The sequence below is a fragment of the Cupriavidus sp. 05T41 genome (genome assembly GCF_056396525.1).
This window is the reverse complement of sequence record NZ_JBFTLQ010000195.1, coordinates 1-1319: the sequence shown is the minus strand read 5'-3', so window position 1 is coordinate 1319 and position 1319 is coordinate 1. Positions and strand designations below refer to the sequence as shown.

General features: G+C 65.9%; 1 protein-coding gene. It reads right to left on the bottom strand.

Annotated features, from left to right (window positions below):
- On the bottom strand, positions 1–1319 hold a 1319-nt coding region (locus AC1DKV_RS40425), incomplete at both ends, for a type II secretion system protein GspD (protein ID WP_477139760.1).

Sequence of the window (1319 nt, the reverse complement as noted above, 5' to 3'; positions counted from 1 at the left end):
ATACGGGCATGGCCACGGCCTGCGCGGCGCCCGCGCCGGGCTGGCCGGACAGCGCGATCAGTGGTGCGCGGGCGGACGGCACGGTCAGGCCCTCGGGCCGCAGCCGCAAGCTCGTTTCCGTTCCCGCGGCGAAGGTCAGCACGGCTGGCGCGGGACGCTCGATATTGCGGATCAGGTGGGGCGTGATCGATAACACGATCTCGGTGTTCTGGTTTTCGTCGGCGGAGCTGCCGAACAGGCKGCTGAGCACCGGCAGGTCCCCGAGGCCGGGAATCTTCTTCGCGTTGCGGCGGTCCTCGTCGCTGATCAGGCCGGCCAGCACCTGGTTMTCGCCGTCGCGCAGGCGCAGCGTCGTGCTGGCCGTGCGCGTGCCGATCTGGTAGGCCACCGAGCCCGACTTGGTCGTGAGCTGGCTCACGATGTTGCTGACTTCGAGMGAGACCTTGATCGCCACGTCGTTGTCCAGGTGCACCGCAGGCTCCACGTCCAGCTTCAGGCCGACATCAATGTAGTTGATGGACTCCGATGCGAAGCCGGTAGCGGTGGATGTGGTGGTGATCAACGGCACGCGGTCGCCGATCAGGATCTTGGCCTTCTCGTGGTTGCGCGCGCGGATGCGCGGATTGGCGAGCAGCTTCGCGGAGGACTCGATGGTGCCTGCGTTGATGGTCAGCGGCCCGATGCCGGCCGCCACCTTCGAGCTGGTCAGGTTCATCAGGTCGCGCAGCGTCAGCACGCCGCCGGCGGCGGATGGGATCGGGGTCAGGCTCAGGCTGTCGGGCCAGGCCACGCCGAGCGTGGTGAGCCGGTCGCGCTTGACCTCCAGGATCTCCACCTCCAGCATGACTTCCGGCTCCGGCACGTCGTGCAGCGCCACCAGCCGCGACGCCAGCCGGATCGCCTCGGGGCTGTCGCGCACGATCAGCATGTTGAGCTTGTCGTCGACGACGACGTCGCGCGTCTTGAGGATGGTCTTGAGCGTGTTGGCCACCATCTTGGCGTCGGTGTTGGCGAGGTGGAAGGTGCGGACCATCAGCTCCTGGTAGTCCTTGAGCTTGTTCGGCGTGTTCGGGTAGATCAGCACCGTATTCTCGTTGAGCACCTGCTGCTCGAGCTGGTTCGTCAGCAGCGTKAAGAACACCACGGACTMGACCGTGCTGTTGCGCAGGAACACCGTGGCCTTCTGGTCTGTGCGCACGTCCTTGTCGAACAGGAAGTTCAGCCCGGACGAGCGCGACACCACCTCGAACAGCTGCTTCAGCGTGACGTCGCGGAACTCGATCGAGATCGGCTTCTTGTAGGCGAGCGCCAGCATCGAG